18 protein-coding genes are annotated in these 16,387 nt (G+C 54.8%); 4 read left to right on the forward strand and 14 right to left on the reverse strand.

Features of this window, described 5'->3' with window-relative positions; all coding sequences use genetic code 11:
• Positions 1-16: 16 nt before the first annotated feature.
• The 6 genes from CQ018_RS10540 to CQ018_RS10565 are packed head-to-tail and all read right to left on the reverse strand — an operon-like array spanning position 17 to position 5,968.
• Positions 17-1,369, reverse strand: a complete 1,353-nt coding sequence (locus CQ018_RS10540; protein WP_219844046.1) for an LLM class flavin-dependent oxidoreductase — start codon at positions 1,367-1,369, stop codon at positions 17-19.
• A 54-nt stretch (positions 1,370-1,423) separates the two neighbouring features.
• Complete coding sequence (locus CQ018_RS10545) at positions 1,424-2,578, reverse strand: flavin reductase (RefSeq protein WP_181149840.1); 1,155 nt, start codon at positions 2,576-2,578, stop codon at positions 1,424-1,426.
• A gap of 1 nt (position 2,579) precedes the next feature.
• On the reverse strand, positions 2,580-3,488 hold the full coding sequence (locus CQ018_RS10550) for an ABC transporter substrate-binding protein (RefSeq protein WP_105549968.1): 909 nt from the start codon (positions 3,486-3,488) through the stop codon (positions 2,580-2,582).
• Positions 3,485-4,219: an ABC transporter permease gene (locus CQ018_RS10555; protein WP_181149841.1), complete on the reverse strand. Its 735-nt coding sequence runs from the start codon at positions 4,217-4,219 to the stop codon at positions 3,485-3,487. The genes CQ018_RS10550 and CQ018_RS10555 overlap by 4 nt, the downstream gene beginning before the upstream one ends.
• Positions 4,216-4,860 (reverse strand): ABC transporter permease, encoded by a 645-nt coding sequence (locus CQ018_RS10560; RefSeq protein ID WP_105549969.1) that lies wholly within the window; start codon positions 4,858-4,860, stop codon positions 4,216-4,218. Before CQ018_RS10560 ends, CQ018_RS10555 begins: the two co-directional genes overlap by 4 nt.
• Entirely contained in the window at positions 4,853-5,968 is a 1,116-nt protein-coding gene (locus CQ018_RS10565) for an ABC transporter ATP-binding protein (protein ID WP_105549970.1), read from the reverse strand. Before CQ018_RS10565 ends, CQ018_RS10560 begins: the two co-directional genes overlap by 8 nt.
• 198 nt (positions 5,969-6,166) lie before the next feature.
• Between CQ018_RS10565 and CQ018_RS10570 the strand changes: the two genes are divergently transcribed.
• Together CQ018_RS10570 and panD are read left to right on the forward strand one after the other, a co-directional pair.
• The gene (locus tag CQ018_RS10570) at positions 6,167-6,964 is read left to right on the forward strand and encodes an IclR family transcriptional regulator (RefSeq protein ID WP_105549971.1); all 798 of its coding nucleotides are present in this window, start codon (positions 6,167-6,169) and stop codon (positions 6,962-6,964) included.
• A 110-nt stretch (positions 6,965-7,074) separates the two neighbouring features.
• A complete protein-coding gene (gene panD, locus CQ018_RS10575; protein WP_105549972.1) occupies positions 7,075-7,497 on the forward strand; it encodes an aspartate 1-decarboxylase in 423 nt (140 codons plus the stop codon).
• Positions 7,498-7,626: 129 nt separating this feature from the next.
• On the opposite strand, the gene CQ018_RS10580 is transcribed toward panD, so the two are convergent.
• From CQ018_RS10580 to CQ018_RS10600, 5 genes are all read right to left on the reverse strand, one after another.
• Complete coding sequence (locus CQ018_RS10580) at positions 7,627-8,604, reverse strand: zinc-binding dehydrogenase (protein ID WP_105549973.1); 978 nt, start codon at positions 8,602-8,604, stop codon at positions 7,627-7,629.
• Positions 8,605-8,782: 178 nt separating this feature from the next.
• Positions 8,783-9,271 carry a MarR family winged helix-turn-helix transcriptional regulator gene (locus CQ018_RS10585; RefSeq protein WP_258142558.1) on the reverse strand — a complete coding sequence of 163 codons (489 nt, stop codon included), beginning with the start codon at positions 9,269-9,271 and terminating at the stop codon, positions 8,783-8,785.
• Between the two features lie 349 nt (positions 9,272-9,620).
• The gene (rpsO, locus tag CQ018_RS10590; protein WP_105549974.1) at positions 9,621-9,890 is read right to left on the reverse strand and encodes a 30S ribosomal protein S15; all 270 of its coding nucleotides are present in this window, start codon (positions 9,888-9,890) and stop codon (positions 9,621-9,623) included.
• A 171-nt stretch (positions 9,891-10,061) separates the two neighbouring features.
• Positions 10,062-10,802: a class I SAM-dependent methyltransferase gene (locus CQ018_RS10595; protein ID WP_105549975.1), complete on the reverse strand. Its 741-nt coding sequence runs from the start codon at positions 10,800-10,802 to the stop codon at positions 10,062-10,064.
• Positions 10,803-10,869: 67 nt separating this feature from the next.
• Positions 10,870-11,817 (reverse strand): bifunctional riboflavin kinase/FAD synthetase, encoded by a 948-nt coding sequence (locus CQ018_RS10600; RefSeq protein WP_105549976.1) that lies wholly within the window; start codon positions 11,815-11,817, stop codon positions 10,870-10,872.
• A gap of 187 nt (positions 11,818-12,004) precedes the next feature.
• On the opposite strand from CQ018_RS10600, the gene CQ018_RS10605 reads away from it, so the two are divergent.
• Positions 12,005-12,694, forward strand: coding sequence for a DUF937 domain-containing protein (locus CQ018_RS10605; protein ID WP_105549977.1), 690 nt, complete (start codon positions 12,005-12,007; stop codon positions 12,692-12,694).
• Between the two features lie 100 nt (positions 12,695-12,794).
• On the opposite strand, the gene CQ018_RS10610 is transcribed toward CQ018_RS10605, so the two are convergent.
• The 3 genes from CQ018_RS10610 to truB form a co-directional block, all read right to left on the reverse strand.
• Positions 12,795-13,283, reverse strand: a complete 489-nt coding sequence (locus CQ018_RS10610; RefSeq protein WP_105549978.1) for a hypothetical protein — start codon at positions 13,281-13,283, stop codon at positions 12,795-12,797.
• Positions 13,280-13,654, reverse strand: coding sequence for a hypothetical protein (locus CQ018_RS10615; protein ID WP_105549979.1), 375 nt, complete (start codon positions 13,652-13,654; stop codon positions 13,280-13,282). The genes CQ018_RS10610 and CQ018_RS10615 overlap by 4 nt, the downstream gene beginning before the upstream one ends.
• Positions 13,655-13,716: 62 nt before the next feature.
• Positions 13,717-14,595, reverse strand: coding sequence for a tRNA pseudouridine(55) synthase TruB (gene truB, locus CQ018_RS10620; RefSeq protein WP_105550121.1), 879 nt, complete (start codon positions 14,593-14,595; stop codon positions 13,717-13,719).
• Positions 14,596-14,883: 288 nt separating this feature from the next.
• On the opposite strand from truB, the gene CQ018_RS10625 reads away from it, so the two are divergent.
• Positions 14,884-16,305: an MFS transporter gene (locus tag CQ018_RS10625; RefSeq protein WP_105550122.1), complete on the forward strand. Its 1,422-nt coding sequence runs from the start codon at positions 14,884-14,886 to the stop codon at positions 16,303-16,305.
• Positions 16,306-16,387 lie beyond the last annotated feature (82 nt).

Here is a 16,387-nt window from a genome sequence, read left to right on the forward strand (position 1 = left end):
GTGTTTCTACTGAAAGCTATTGAACCTGCGCAATCTTTTCGGCGCGTGCTTCACCGCGTTCCGGACGTGCTAGCCCAAGGTGTTCACGGAAAGTATCCCCCGAATACTCTTCGCGGAACATTCCCTTCTCTCGCAGGATCGGTAGGACTTGCTCCTTGAATTCCTCAAAGCCATCCGGCAAGTAGGTTGGGGAAAGAATGTAACCATCAACGGCTCCGGCGGTGAACCAGTCGGCCAATTCTTCTGCCACGGATTCGGCGGTTCCAATAACTACACGGTGCCCATAGGCGCCGACTACCTGCAGGTACAGCTCACGAATCGTTAGATTGTCGCGACGTGCTGCCTCAACTATGAGCTTCTGACGACTCTGGTAGGAGTTAGTTTCCGGAATGACCTCCGGCAACGGCTCATCAAGCGGTAATACACTCACATCAAACCCAAGCAGCTGCGATAGGCGCGTCAACCCGATCACCGGGTGAATCAGTTCCTGCATCTGACGATACTTCTGTTGTGCTTCTTCCATGGTTGCCCCAATGATTGGCTGGACACCAGCCAAGACCTTGACACTTCCTGTACCACGTCCTGCCTGCTCGGCACGGTTCTTCACATCATTGGTGAATTCGAGTGCCTTCTCCAAGGAATTCTGCGCGGTAAAGACAACCTCGGCGTATGCGCCGGCAAGCGCACGTCCGTCTTCGGAGGATCCTGCCTGTACCTGTACGGGGCGGCCTTGGATGGGACGCAATACGTTCAGTGGTCCACGGACGTCGAAATGTTCGCCGTGATGATCAAGCACGTGCATCTTGGAAGGATCAAAGTAGCGGCCCGATTCCTTGTCCAGAATAAACGCGTCATCGTCCCAGCTGTCCCACAATCCGGTGGCTACCTCGAGGAATTCGCGCGCACGCTGGTAACGGTCTGCATATTTCAGGTGCTCGGACTGGCTAAAGTTTCGGGCTTCGGCTTCCACATAGGAAGTAACAAGGTTCCACCCGGTACGACCATTGCTGAGCTGATCTAGCGAGGCAAACTTGCGCGCAATATGGTATGGCTCGTTGTAAGTTGTGGTCTGGGTGGCTACCAAGCCAATCTTTCGGGTGCTCACTGCCAGCGCCGCGAGCAGGGTCAGCGGTTCAAAGCGGTAGATTACCGGGTCGCGGCTGAGAATATCGGCGTCGCCTTCCGGTGCACAGAGTTCATCGGCAAGGAAGACAAAGTCGAGCTTTGCTTCTTCGGCTGAGTTTGCTGTTGCCAGAATGTCTTTGTATTCGGCTCCAGCATTGGAGATGGCATCCGGGTGTCGCCATCCCGCAATATGTGAGCTGGTGGGTGAGAGCAATAGGCCAAGGGTCATCTGTGGGGTAGTCAATGTTTCGCGTCTTTCTACGAGTTCTTGATTGTCGGCAAGGAATGAAGCGTTGGGTTATGTCTGGGAAACTGGTAGGTTCTGGGAAATCTTTTGGCTTGTTGCCAGCAGTTCGGCTGCGTAGCGATCTACCTCGCTGGAGCTCATGTCATGGGGCAGCCCATAGAGCGAGGCAATGAGCACCACTTCCCCGTCCATACCAAAGATGGGTGCGGCAATTGAATGCACCTGACCGGTGGTTGTTGGCTCTAGAGCTTCGGTGCCCGGATCCATGACTTCGCGTGCGTCGAGTCGGCCACCGGAGATCACGTCAGCTTCTAGTCCCACGGCGTCTACCGAGATCGAGTAGCCTCGCTCATTGATCTTGCTGAGCATGGTGCGCATTTCTGTACTATCCACACCTGCTCCGGAGTTGATCCACGCTTCAATTTCTTGTGGTTCGGCCCAGGCCATGGCTGTTCGTCCCACCGGGGCCGCCAACGGAAGACGTTTGCCGACTACTGCCGGAATCCATTCGGTGTTTCCCAGACCGGCACTGGCCAAGAGCACGATTTCTCTATCTGTGCGCCCACCGATCAGGCAATCACAACCGAGCTTTTGTGCCAACGTCTCAATTTCTGGCCGTGCCCGGTCAACGAGCGCAAGTTGGTCTTCGAGACCGGGACCAGCCGTGGCCATTGAATGAGGTGTGAATTGGCCATAACCGCCTTGGAAGAAGAGCAAGGGGAGCTCGGTATTGGCGATGTCCATGTGCTCGACCAAGCCCAAGACAATCTCGTGGTCACCTCCGTCAAAGACATCCTCTAACCGGCAATCCATCCAGGCCACCGCGTCTTCAAGTAACGGGGCACCTTCTGGGGAAGGAATCCAGGGTATGTCTTCAAATTTTGTTCCGCCTCGTCCACTGAATGATCGGCAGACCTGCTCCTGTGTGGCACCTAGGACATTGACAACGAAGCGTCCGGTCGCCTTAATCCGTGGCCAGCTGGTGGATGTTCGTGCCGGCGTGAAGGAGACCAATGGTGGATCCAAGGAGACTGAGGCGAAGGTTCCAACAACCATTCCCACAGGTGTTTCGTCTTCTTCCAACGCCGTAATTAGTGCAACCCCGGTTGGATAGCGTCCCATGACCTGACGGAAAAATTGTGGGTTGGTTGGATCCTTGATCATTTCAAGGGTCTCGGCTGTTTTTTGTGTGTAGGTGTTGCTCATCTTATTTCCCCTGTTCTGCGACCCAGTCGCTGGCAACATCGGCAGCGTCACGGTGATCAAGAATGAAGGACGCATTCATGGCGGTTAGGTCATCGGTGGTCAGCTTGGCGTTGATGGATTCAATCACCGCACGAGCTTCTGCCGGTACCGAGTCTTTGCAAAGCAATGGAACGATATTGTTGACGCCAATGGTGTTCTTTGGATCTTCAAGGATCTTGAATCCCATGGATTTGATCTGCGGTGCGGTTGAGAAAATCAGTGCCGCATCCACATCGCCTTTCTCCAAAGCAGAAATAGTGATGGGACCCGAGTAGTCAAGTAGCTTGTATTCCTTGAAGGCGACTTTATAGTCCTTTTCGAGGCCCGAATATCCGTCATGGCGGGTCTTCCATTCGGTGGGGCCACCAAAAGCTAAGTCTTTGGAGACCTTGGAAAGATCTTCAATGGTTTCAAGCCCGTATTTTTCGGCGGTGCTTCCCAGAACTCCTACTGCGTTGTTATCCTGCGCCGGTGCCGAATCGAGGATCATCAGGTTGCTTGGCAGATTCTCTTGCAACGCCGCATCTACTGCAGCCGTACCCTTGGCCACTGCTTCAGGAGCTATGAAGGCCAACAGTGCTTGGTTGTATTCGGGGACAACGCTCAGGGTGCAGTTTTCTACCTGGCTGTAAAGGACTTCGCGTGCACCGATATTGAGCTTGCGTTCCACTCCGTACCCGGCGTCTTCCAAGGACTTGGCATAAATTTCACCAAGGATGACGTTTTCCGGGAAGTTTGCTGATCCAATGGTGATGATTTCGGTATCGCTCTTGGTTCCAGCTTTCGCCAACGGATCACTTGCCGCGCAGCCGCTGGCCAACAGCATGGTTCCTGCCATGAGCAAGGCTGTTTTCTTTAGATGTTTTTTCATGCCGCTACCTTCTTTCTATTGAATATCGGTGCTGTTCTTTGCCCGATTCCGAGCAATGACAAGCGCTTACGTTGGCGGACACCCGGGGAAGTTAATGCCCAAGCCACTGCGAGGAATAGTGCTTCTGTTCCAATGGCCAGCAGTGCTACAACCAGTGATCCACCGGCTACCTGGCCGAAATCGCGTCTGCCCATGCCATCAAAGATGAATCTGCCCAATCCACCGAGTCCTACATAGGCTGCGATGGTGGCCGCCGAGACTACTTGGATGGCTGCGAGCCTGGCACCCATCAAAATAAGTGGCAGCGCCACGGGTAGTTCCACACGTAGGAGTGTTGCCGTTCCGGTCAGGCCCACACCGCGGGCGGCGTCGACGATTGCCGGGTCAACTCCGCGTACGCCTTCAAAGACGTTCACGAGCATGGGTGGAATTGCCAGAATGATCAGAGCGATGAGCGGAGGCAGCAATCCAATGCCGGTAAGAATTACCATCAAGGTCAGTAGACCCAATGTTGGTAAGGCTCGAATTGAATTCGCAATGGTTAGCACCACGATTTCGCCACGCCGCAGGTGTCCCAACACGGCTCCTAGCGGGATCGCGATCAAGGCTGCTATCAACATGGCTATCACGCTGTAGAAAAGGTGCTCACCGATTCGTGCCCAGATTGACTCGGCTCCGTTCCAGGTGGAGTCCTTGGCGAACCATTCGTTCATCAGGTCAATAACACTCATCGGGTTGCACTCCTTCGGGACCACGGGGTCAGCCCGCGTTGTACTGCTACCAACGACAAGTCGGCAACCAGCGCCAAGAGGACTGTTAGTACGATTCCTACTACGATGGGGGTTGCAAAGAATCGTTGGGTGCCATCAACAAATAGGTCGCCCAGTGAGGAAAGACCAATCACCGAAACCACCGAAGCCATACCAATGTTGGCTACCGTGGCGACTCTCAGCCCCCCTAGGATCACTGGTACTGCGTTGGGAAGCTCGACACTCATTAAGCGGTGTAACGTTCCGTAGCCCATGGCTGATGCGGCTTGGCGTACAGATTCATCTGTTGATTTGATCCCGTCGACCACATTGCGGATCAGCAGAGCAAGGGTATACAAGCTCAATGGAAGGATCGCTGTGGTTCGGCCCAACCCGGTATACGGGAGCATAAAAACAAATAGGGCAAGTGATGGGATGGCAAAGAATGCCGAGCTACACAACAACACCACTGGGTAGAGCCAACTCCACCGAACACAGAAGATTCCAATGGGAATGGCAAGCACTAAACCGATGAGGATGGGAAGCAACGAGAGCAAGATATGTTCCTGAAGTAGCTCCATGATGTGCGGCAGATTTCTACTCACCCAGGCGAAATCAAGCATTGACTCGCTCCCGGTGAGCGGAAATTGAGGGTTCAAACGATGAAATATCCGTCAGCCCTAGAACCGCACCCATTTCATCCACCGCTACCGCATATCCGGCAGGGGAGAGCAATGCCGAATCCAGGGCCGAGTGCATGGGGTCACGGCCCATCACGAAGGTCCGGCGACACGGGATCAAGTCATCCGTTCCATGTTGGCCAGGCTTAATCCAGCCGGCAGCTTGGTTGTTCCCATCTAGCAACAATCGCCAATGATCTATGTCGCTTTGCTCAAGATTGGCCCCGGTGAGGTACCTACGGCAGATTGGCAGACCAGCAGTACCCATAAGCGAAAGCCACTTGACACCGCTGTCGCCGGTAAAGTCGCGAACGAATGCACTGACAGGCTGCGTGAGTAGTACTTCTGGAGTATCTGACTGGGCGAGTGTTCCACCTTTTTGAAAAACCACGATTCGGTCGGCAAGTCTGATCGCTTCATCCATGTCATGGGTGACAAAGATGATCGTTTTGCCGATCTCGCGTTGTAGTCGTAGAAGTTCGTTTTGTAGATCCAAACGGACTACTGGGTCAATCGCTGAGAATGGCTCGTCCATCAGCAATACGGGTGGGTCTGCAGCAAGAGCGCGTGCGACTCCGACGCGCTGTTGCTGTCCACCTGATAGTTGGTATGGATATTTGTTTCCCAGCGAGGGATCCAGGCCAACGCGTTCAAGAAGTTCCCCGGCATTGCTGCGTGCTTGTTTGCGGGAAACACCCAAGAGCCGTGGAACTGTAGCAATGTTATCGAGGATATTGCGGTGAGGAAATAGTCCTGCGTTTTGGATGACATAGCCAATGCCTCTACGCAGCTCAGTTTCGTTGAGCTCTGCGGCGTCTTGGCCACCAATCATGATCCGTCCGCGGGTAGGAACGATCATTCGGTTGATCATGCGAAGCGAGGTGGTCTTCCCGCAACCCGATGGCCCAACGAATACCGAGATTTTTCCGGCTTCACAGGTGAGGTCCACCGAGTCGACGCCCAAAGTTCCATCAGGGTAGCGTTTGCTTACATTTTCAAAGACCACGTCAACAGCGCCGATGTGCGCCGAGGCAGGAAAATTACCACTCATCAAAACTCCCGTTCAAGAGACTCGAAGTTATCTTTTCAACCTGTCTCATCACCCCGAAGCATGTGATGCAGGTCATCCAATAAACGAGTATGACCATTAAGCGGTTATTAAGCAACCGTCAGATGGTCATCTTGAGTAATGGTGATATCTTTGAACTGAAATGAAGCAATGGATCAAACTTAAGTAGGCCCGAAGGATATGAGCAGGTCAGCGGCACAGGAATCCAATCCCCTATTGCCCGGCACAGCCCGCAACGAATCGCTTCAACGTGCCTTCGATCTACTTGAAGCGATGGCGCAAGTTCCAGACGGAGCAACCATTGCCTATTTGAGCAACGCAGTAGAATTACCCCGCACAACCGTTTCTCGACTTCTGGCTTCGCTCTTTGATGCAGGCGTCGTGGCACGCCCAGGAAGTGATCGGAATTGGGTACTGGGTCCTACCATAATGCGGCTTACTCGCGCGGTGGCTCCGGCCTACGATCTGCAAGAACGCGGGGCGGCAATCCTCGAAAGGATTACGGCAGATTTGGAAGAAACCAGCATGCTTGCGATTCCAACGGGGCCCGCCACCGCACGCGTCATTCACGAGGTCAGGGGGCCAAAGCTATTGGGCATCACCTCGGCTTGGGCTGGTGAGACCATCGCATCCCCTGCATCCGGTTACGTAAGACAGTTACTGGCCGAGTTACCAGAACAGCGCTCAAGCGCAATAATTGATGGGTTCACACTTGAACGTCACACGGCTCAGACCATTGTGGAGAAAGAACCTCTCAAGCAGCAGATTCGAAAGATACGCGCCGATGGATTTACCATCGTCGTTGATGAGCTCGAAGAAGGACTTGCCGGCATTGGCGTACCTGTGCGGCACAACGGACAGCTGGCAGCCATGTTCGCTGTCTATCTGCCAACCGTTCGCTTCACGCAAGATTTGAAAGAACGGGCGCTGAACACGTTGCGCAGCGCCGCACAGGAACTCGGCGACAACACGCACTAAGTTTCCCCATAGAGGTGATCCTGGGAGATAAACCGTAACTCGAAGCTAATTCCATGGTTTCGTGCGTAAACTGCCAGCGCAGCACTTACACACGAATGGGAACTCACTTCATGCAACGCAATATGTTTAAATCCAAGATCCATCGCGCCACAGTAACCCACGCTGACCTGCACTACGTGGGTTCGGTAACCATTGATTCAGACCTGCTCGAAGCCTCGGACATTCTTCCGGGTGAATTGGTCAGCATTGTGGATGTCACCAATGGGGCCCGGCTGGAAACCTACACCATTGCCGGAGAACGCGGCAGCGGCGTCATCGGGATTAACGGAGCCGCAGCACACCTGGTGAACCCCGGAGATCTGGTGATCATCATCAGCTACGCACAAATGGAAGATGCGGAAGCTCGCACTTTCGTTCCTCGAGTGGTTCATGTCGATGAGCAAAACCAGATGATCCATTTGGGTGATGACCCGGCAGTTGCTCTCGCTCACGGCATGCAGACTCCCCCGCATGCCGTTCTTATTGGCAACTAAATATCCGAAAGCAGTAGGAACGCAGACGTTTCGGCCGATCACATCTGCACCTTACTCCTCGAATAAGAAGTTCCCCGGTTCCCTGCACGAAGGAACCGGGGGACTCATTAGCAAATCGAGTCTTGGAAACTAGGGACGCAGCATAATCTTTCCAACGCGTCCCGGGGCAAAGTTGGCCTGGGCGGCGACTCCGGCCTCTTCGAAGGAGTAGATCGCTTCAACGGGAAGCGTAAGCACACCATCGGTGATGTGCTTGAAGAGCTCTCCCATCAAAGCGCGGCGCTTTTCAGCGGGCATAGAGGCACTCACTTTGCTTCCCCAGAATCCGCGAATGGTGACCTGCTTGAAGATCACGGCCCCGGAACCGATTTCCATGACTGGCGACTGCATGGCACCGAACACCACAAGAGTTCCGTTTTCGGCCAGCAGTGAGATTACCTCGCCGCTTGCACTGCCTCCGACGGAATCAACACCGGCGATGAGGGGGGCACCGGCAGAGATGTCCTGAACCCGATCGATCCAGCCTTCGGTGTCGGTGGCAACAATGTTGCCGATTCCCTGTGCCGCAAGTTCTTCGATTCCTGCACTTCGGCGAACAAGTCCAATGACATTGATGCCGCGCGCCTTGGCTAGTTGCGCCACCAGCCGGCCCACAGCTCCATTGGCTGCGTTCTGCACAAGCCATTCGCCAGCCTTCAGATTCAGCGAATCTACGAGGCTAATGGCGCTGAAGGGCATGGAAACCAACTGCGCAGCAACCTCATCGGGAATAACATCCGCAACTGGGATCAGCGCCGCTGCCTTGGCGATGAAGAATTCGGCCCATACGCCGAAGGTGCCCCCGGTGACAACACGCTGGCCAATTTCAAGGCCGCTAACGCCTTCGCCGAGAGCGTCAATGACTCCCACTGCCTCGGAGCCCGAGCGAGCCGGGAATTCTGGCTTGAATCCATAGCTGCCACGAATGGTCCACAGGTCATGGTTGTGGATGGGCGAAAGAACGGTGCGGACGCGGACTTCGCCGGCTCCGGGGTCTGGAACCGGAATGTTCTGAACGCTCAGAACCTCTGCTGGGTCACCGAATTCGTTATGCATTAGTGCACGCATGATGCTCTCAATCGCTTGTTGTTTAGACGCTTCGTGTGAAGCTGCCATGAAAATTCGTGGTTTTGGGCAAGTTTTTGCTTACCGGTTCCGGGTGCCACTCGGAAGGTCTTGGTATCGTCAGCGCGCGTCGTTAGTCGTCGCCGACTTTGGCTTTGGCCGCGTAAATGGCAGTCATCAGTCAGGCCCTCTCGGCAGGAGTGTTTCCGGGCAAGGGTGTGCTGGCAAGATTTGTGGCTACCTCGCGTAGCAATGAGAGCGCAGAGTTGCCATCGTCAAGAGTTAGCTTGGTGGCTTCTGCAACGCGTGAAGGAATATGAGCCAACTCCTGACGCAAGGCAGTACCGGCTTCGGTAATAGAGACGATCACTGCTCGTTCGTCATCCAGTGAGCGCTCCTTCGCCAGGAATCCTCGGGCCTCTAGTCTTCGGATCAGCGGTGAGGTTGTCCCCGAATCTAGTTTCAGATGCTCAGCAACGTCCTTGACCGACAGCGACTTATGAGTCCACAGCAAAACAAGAACCAGGTATTGCGGATACGTCAGTCCCCACGGTTTGAGCAGCGATACATAACAGCGATTTGTGGCACGCGCTGCGGCATAAAGCGCAAAGCAAATCATCTGATCGAGTGGATCAGATTCTTCGTTGGGGACTCCCAGAATGTCGCTCATACAAAAAGCTTTGCACACATGTAACTTGTGCACAAGCTAAATAGGCCACAGCGGTGACCCGCTCATGATCTGCGACGCTTAAAAACACCCGCTTCATTTCCCATCATGCCGGGTACCAATATGCGGAAAGTGGTAGTCAAACATCGATCCCGCCTCGTTTCGAGGCACACGGTGCGAGAGGCCTGTACTTGCACTTCATGGAATGCGCCACATTCATCCATGGTGACCGGTATCCGGGTTCATGTGCGGACCTTGGGAGACAGTCTGTCACGGAGCCGCTGAGCATAAAAAATTCCCCGGTTCCATTCAAGGGAACCGGGGAATTTTCAATCAAACCTAGTGCTAAAAATTAGCGACGCAGGCCGAGGCGCTCGATCAGCGTACGGTAACGTGCGATGTCGGTGCCCTTCAGGTAGGCGAGCATGCGGCGACGACGACCAACCAGAGCCATCAGGCCGCGGCGGGTGTGGTGATCGTGCTTGTGCATCTTCAGGTGCTCCGTCAGATCCAGGATGCGACGTGTCATCACGGCGATCTGAACCTCTGGTGAACCGGTGTCGCCTTCGCTGGTGGCGTAGGCCTTCATGATTTCCTGCTTGACAGCGGCGTCTAATGCCACAATAACTCCTAGAGTTGTACCGCGTTTCAAATGCACCGTTTCCGGCAGGTGTCACGCAACCGCGGACTGCAGCGAACACCTTGATAAGTCTAGCAAACGGATGAGGTCCTAGTGCACATCGAGACAGAGACCACAAGCACACTTTCCGCATGCTTATTTACTTGATCTCCTTCAACCCTTGAGCCGCGCTCGCCAAGCATGGGTCAGATAAGGAACCGTAATCGGTTCACCAGTCGCATGACCCAAATGATCATAGAGATACCAAGAAAGGTTGTGCTCAACCCGAGCACGAGTGGCCTCGCTTGCACGAAGGTAGTAGCTGCGGGACTTAGCCAGCTCAATGATCTGCTCGCCGGTGAGCTGCTGCGTCCAGGTCCATTGGCCCGGTTCCGGGGCAAAGAATTCTTGACCCAAGGGTGGAGAAAAATCGGGACGGTGTACATCCCCCGCATGCATAATGCGCGCCAAGCGGTGTACCCAAGAAACCGAAACATCTAGTTGATTCCACACCAAGGAGAGCTTCCCACCGGGACGCAAAATCCGTGCGGCCTCGCTGCTCGCCTGCTTGGGATCAACCCAATGCCATGCCTGAGCATAGGTAATGACATCCGCGCTGAGGTCAGCTAAGCCGGTGCTCTCCCCCGTTCCCGGGGTAGCACACACCTCGGGTAACCGAGTATGCAAAACCTCAAGCATGTCCTGGGAGGGTTCCACAGCACGAACGTCTAGACCACGAGCTAGGAGCATTGCCGTGAAAATCCCGGTGCCGGCACCAATGTCCACTGCATCACGGGCCGTAGGTGGCACCATGAAATCTACTGCGGCGCTCGGGTAGGAAGGACGCACAGCGTCATAGTGCTTTCCGCCAATCCGGAAGGCTGCGGCCAAATCGTTGCGGCGTTGGGCGCTCATAGTGAACGCCCGCGCCGGCAAGGACGGGATGGGCCGGGGCACTTCGGGTAGTTGCGGTGTTGAAACCTCAGGCATGAATCAGGACCGCACGGGTGCGCAGAACATCTTCACGCATCTGTTCGATCAATGCTTCAATCCCCCGGTAAGCAACCATGGGACGTAAGTGTTCAACGAATTCAACAACGATCTGCTGACCATATAGATCAAAATCCTCAACGCCCTCTTCCGGGCGGTCAATCACGTGAGCCTCAACCTGACGGCTTACTCCCTCAAAAGTTGGGTTTGATCCCACGGAAATGGCAGCCGGCCAGCGCACCTGCGCTTCATCAACTAGCCATCCTGCATAGACGCCATCTGCGGGAATAATTCCGGTGGCTGCAGGGTCAAGATTTGCCGTGGGGAATCCAAGTTCGCGGCCACGCGCGGCACCATGGACAACCTCGCCGCGCATGCGGTGTGGGCGGCCAAGGATCTGCGCTGCGGTTGCGACTTCTCCACGGTTGAGCGCTTCGCGCACCCAGGTGGAAGACCAACGACGGTGTTCACCAATGTCATCGATGCCAATGACTTCAAATCCGTATTGCTCGCCAAGTTCGCACATGGTTGCAAAGTCGCCACCATTTTCGCGGCCAAAACGAACATCGTGTCCCACAACAACGGTGCAGGCGCCCAGAGCGCCAACAATCACCTTTGAAACAAATTCTTCTGCCGTGGCCCGGGCAAATTCGAGGGTGTAACGAATCATCAGAAGACCATCAAGGCCTTCTTCGGCAAGGGTTTCGATTCGATCGGCAATACCCATGATGAGCTCCGGGGCATCATCGGGGCGGTGTACCTGGGCCGGGTGTGGATCAAAGCTAATAGCAATTGCTTGAGCCTGACGTTTCTTGGCCTCGGAAACTACAGCTGCCAATACTTCGCGGTGGCCACGGTGCACGCCATCGAAGTTGCCAATGGTGACTACCGATGGGCCGACGCCGGTTGGTACGGCTTCAAGGCCTTTCCAATAGTGCACGCTTGCTCCTCCGCTGATTTTTTGGCTATCCGTTGCGCAGCCTTAACTATTATGGCCGACGAATGCCATATCTACCGATTCTTGATGCCAACCTCACCAAAACCTCGCCCAGAACCCACCAAAAGCTCACATTGAAACCGTATGATGAACGAGAATCGCCCGATTCATCTTCGCTAAAGGAGTTCGCATGACAAACCTCAACGATCTACTCAACATACTCCCGCTCGACCAGATCGCAGGCAAACTTGGCGTGGATGGCGAAACCGCCCGCGCTACCGTTGCCACAGCGCTACCGTCTTTGGTGGCTGGCATGCAAAACAATGCTTCCTCGCCCGAGGGTGCGCAGGCTCTTCAATCCGCAATCCAGCAGCATGACGCTTCATTGCTCGACAATGGGCTCGATATCGAAGCAGTTGACGTCAATGACGGACAGAAGATCGTCAACCATGTCCTCGGTGAGAACCAGAGCGCTCTTGTCTCTCAGCTGAGCAGCGCCGCACCGGCGGGGCTGGATCTTGGCGCGCTGGTACAAAAGGCACTCCCCATGCTTGCGCCAATCGTCATGAGCTTCCTCGCAAAGAACTCAGCCTCCACGGCTTCGGAAGCTCCCAACGGTGGCGGCCTAGACATTGGCGGCATGCTCGGTGGATTGCTCGGTGGTGGCCAGCAGCAGGGTGGTGGTGGACTCGATCTCGGCGGGATGCTTGGCGGTCTACTCGGTGGCGGTGGAGCGCAACAGGCTCAGGGCGAAGGTGGCCTAGACATTGGTGGGATGCTCGGCGGTCTACTCGGTGGCGGCCAGCAGCAGGCCGATCAGCCACAGGCTGGCGGTCTTGACCTCGGCGGCATCCTAGGTGGGCTCTTCGGCAAGAAATAGTGGCCATAGCTTCACAGTGAGAAAGGCGCTGGTTCTACCTTCTCAAACGGAAGATAGAAACAGCGCCTTTCTTGATACCAAAAAATCTACTTGCACATATCTAGTTACCAGTGTCGGTGCGATGCTTATGCAACCACCACAGGCCAATGATCGGCAGAACCAACGGCACATAGCCGTACCCGGAGCCAAGGTGCGACCATACCGCCGGGTGTGCAAAGAGAGCTGGCAGCAGGTAGCTCAGTGCACCAACTACCAGCACACCAATGAGTTCGAACCAAACCGCGTACCAGGACAGCTTCCAGCTACCGGGCTTCTTCGAGGCCAGAGCAAGCGTTGCAACAATGTAGACAAGTCCGGCCAGTGCGCTGAGCAGGTAGGCAAGCGGGGCCGCGGAGAAATCCATAAGGATTTGGTAAAGCGCACGTACCGTTGCCGAGAGTGCCAAAACACCGTAAACGGCAATGATGATGCGTCCCAGACCCGAGCTACGCCCACCGTTAGAACGCCGCGGCCTGTCCGTTTCACTACGCTTCTGTGCCGCATCAATAATGCGCGAGCGCTTGGCTGCCTGCTTATTACTCTCACTCATGCTGCGATTGCCCCATCCCAAATCTGTTCCATCCGAAAGAGCATCACAAAGACAATGACACCTGATACCGCAAGCACCGTGTTTGACCAGCGCGATTTATCGGTGACCGCCCAAATGAAGGCCAAGGCCGGGATCAACAACGCGGTGATGAAGTAGCCCCAGAATTCCCACGGTACCCCGGAAATTGCCTGCCCTCCGGCCTGCCTGATTGCCGCGGAGATCCCGTAAACGACAAGGAACACCTCGAGGAGTGCCACCGAGACAAGGGCAAAGTCATCAGGATAGGCTCTGATGATCGTGGCCAAGATGCCCAGGAACACGGTAATAGCGCACAGGATGGCACCAGCAATAAAGAAACCGTCAACAATCACGGTGAAATAAACCCCTTAGATCGGTAACCACTCAAATGCTGATTACCCTTGGTTACCCTCGTTTAGGAGGCTGTGGCGAAAACCAATTCTGGTTTGGCTTCCTTGCCCTTGTTCTTGAGCAGGGCCACCAGGGTTCCATCCGGAGCGAAGGCGGCTGTCACTTCTTCGGTTTCATTACTCGAGATACGGCGTCCGTAGGAAAGCTCGGCACGTTCGTGTTCGGTCAAATCTCGACGTACGAATAGTGCATCTGCCGCAGCTTCCAGTGGAAGATACTCAAACTTCTCGGCAAGCTGTTCAAGTGTGCGAGCACGATTTAAGGTGTACGGGCCAACCTCGGTGCGGCGCAATGCGGTGAGGTGGCCGCCCACGGCCAGGTCCTCACCCAGATCTCGAGCCAGCGCACGAATGTAGGTGCCCGAGGAGCATTCGACGGTTACGTCAATATCCAAGACCTTGCCGGCGCGTTCGCGACGGATCTCATGGATCTCAAATCTGTGGATGGTTACCGGGCGAGACGCGAGCTTCACATCTTCTCCGGCGCGCACGCGAGCGTAAGCACGTTCACCGTTGACCTTGATGGCGCTCACCGAAGAAGGAACCTGTTCAATGGGCCCGGTCAGCTTTGCAACCGATTCACGGATCTGCTCTTCGGTGACGGCAGCGGCAATGCGCGCCTGGACCATCTCACCTTCAGCATCGTCGGTGATCGTAGACTCACCCAAGCGGATAGTTGCCGTGTAGGTTTTGTTAGCACCCACAATGTAGGTCAGGAGGCGCGTTGCCTTGTTAATACCAAGTACCAAGACTCCGGTAGCCATCGGATCCAAGGTTCCTGCGTGTCCGACTTTACGGGTTCCTGCCAGTCGGCGGGTACGTCCCACAACATCATGGCTCGTCCAGCCCTGTGGTTTGTCGATAATGACAAGGCCTGAGCCAATGGGTTCCGTGGTGTTCTGCGCCGCTGTTTTCACGCCCTCAAGTATAGGCTGGATTGCCAGAGCTTTTCTTTGCTTCCCGCCACCCCATGCGCAACATCACCAAATATGCCTTGGGCACTCCTCAACATTCACAGTGTGTCTTGCGTGATAACCGAGCATTCTCCTGTTGTTTGCGACTCCTGCTGGAGAATCCATCATCCGACCATTGACTTACCTCAAATATGCCCCCTACGGTCGGCATTAAAGATCCTGAGTTCCGAGGTGTGGGTGGAGGTGGAGGTGGAGAACGTGAACAGGCAACAACGGGTTGTGTTGCAAATTGCCATCCTTGCTTCGTTCGTCGCATTCCTTGATGGATCAATAGTCAATGTGGCGTTGCCAGCAATTTCCAAGGAGCTTGGTGGCGGAATCAGCACTCAACAATGGGTTCTAGATGGATATTTACTCTCCCTAGGTGCTTTGATCTTGGTGGCCGGGAGCCTGTCGGACATATTTGGCCGAGTGAAAATCCTACGTACGGGTTTGCTGCTCTTCGGCATTGCTTCGCTGCTATGTGTGGTTGCCCCGAACGCTGGCATACTCATTGCTGCTCGGCTCCTTCAAGGTGCGGCCGCTGCCCTTTTGGTTCCCAGCTCATTGGCAATGATTACCTCCGAATTTCCCGAAGAACCACGGGCTAAGGCCATCGGTACGTGGACCGCGTGGACGGGTACCGCATTTGTTGCGGGCCCCTTATTGGGTGGTCTATTGGTGGATTTGGTGTCATGGCGGTTGATCTTTGCCATCAATATCATTCCCATTGCGGTGACATTGGCCTTGCTCGTACGATTGCACGACCCCGCAAGATCTTCTGCTCATGGTGCCATCGATCTACCTGGCGCGTTCTTCACAGCACTGGGACTTGCAGGAACCGTTTATTCCTTGATTGTCCAAGGCAGCTCCAATTGGTCAAACCCCGTGGTTTATTTGCCGTTTTGTATCGGGTTGCTATCCTTTGCCCTATTTTTCTGGCGCCAAAGTAAAGCAGTTCGGCCCATGATGCCGCTGAGTTTGTTCCGTGAACGAAACTTTAGCGTTGGAAACGTGGCTACCGCGGCCTTCTATGCGGGAATTTCGCTTGGCACATTCATCATTCCAGTCTTTCTGCAAGAAGCCGCGGGCTTTAGCGCTTTTGCAGCTGGACTGGCCACGATCCCCGTGACGGTTCTGTCGTTAGCACTCTCAACAGTCTTCGGGATACTTTCTGGTAAATACGGGCCCCGGCTGTTCATGTGTATCGGCCCACTGATCGCGGGAAGCGGCTTTTTGCTCATGGTAACCGTTGCCAACCCATTGAATTATTGGCAGCAACTGCTACCGGGAATATTGGTGTTTGGTCTCGGCATGTCTATCACCGTGGCTCCACTCACGGCAACAATCTTGGGCGCACTCGATGCTTCGCAAAGCGGCATTGGCTCAGCAATAAATAATGCTGTCGCTCGCGTGGCGGGGCTTATTGCCATTGCCGCGATAAGACTGGTCACCGGACCTGTGCTGGACACCACTGCATTTCATCGTGTTGCCCTGCTGACAGCTCTGCTGTTGGGCAGCGCCGGGATTATTTCTGGACTAGGGATTAGTAATTCCGGAGCAGCATCCGATCAAACCATCCCACCCGAATCCATTGCCGCATGTCATGACAAGAATGCACCAAATATCTCAGCAAGCTGAGTGCTTTCAACCCAAAAAACCTTAGTCTGCATCAAAACTTTCACCCTCCAACCACCCTTGGCAACCAAATCTTGGCATCCGT

Source organism: Arthrobacter sp. MYb227 (assembly GCF_002975435.1).
Taxonomy (GTDB): domain Bacteria; phylum Actinomycetota; class Actinomycetes; order Actinomycetales; family Micrococcaceae; genus Paeniglutamicibacter.